The organism is Lactobacillus ultunensis DSM 16047 (assembly GCF_001436305.1).
GTDB classification, from domain to species: Bacteria; Bacillota; Bacilli; order Lactobacillales; family Lactobacillaceae; genus Lactobacillus; species Lactobacillus ultunensis.
Genome location: NZ_AZFO01000089.1, coordinates 1 through 491, shown reverse-complemented (window position 1 = coordinate 491; position 491 = coordinate 1). Strand labels below are relative to the sequence as shown.

Below are 491 nucleotides of genomic sequence, written 5' to 3'. Positions count from 1 at the left end.
TGATACATTCCCTGTCAAGTAGACAGTAGAATTACATAAAGCTTTTAGTCCTCAGTTGATTATTAATCAACTGAGGATTTTTTTAGCTTCTTTGATTTTCTTTTCATGTATCTCTTGCCAATACTTTTCAATTCGATGATTTGGCGCAATAGGACAATTCTTGATATTGCCTTTCATTGCTTCTTGGCGCATTTCACCAGCGGTTAAACCATTAAAACGCTTTTGTGGATCTTGATTAATGTAATAATCGATGGTCTTGCAAATAGATTCATTAAGCTCATCATAACTAGCGACTTGAGAATGAAGGACAACCCGCATTTCTTTGATGAGGCCTTGCCAGCCTTCCATCGGGCCATTGTCAATACAACAGCCCACCCGAGACATTGATTGCATCATGCCTTGCTTCTTCAACTGATTCTGGAAAGGCGCACGAGTGAACTGAAAGCCGCGATCGCTATGAAAGAGCGGATGAGCAGTCGGATAGGCTTGGA

General features: G+C 40.9%; 1 pseudogene. It reads right to left on the bottom strand.

Going from position 1 to position 491, the window contains the following annotated elements:
* Positions 1 to 66: 66 nt before the first annotated feature.
* Positions 67 to 491, bottom strand: a pseudogene (locus FC57_RS11525) (IS3 family transposase); the annotation flags it as partial.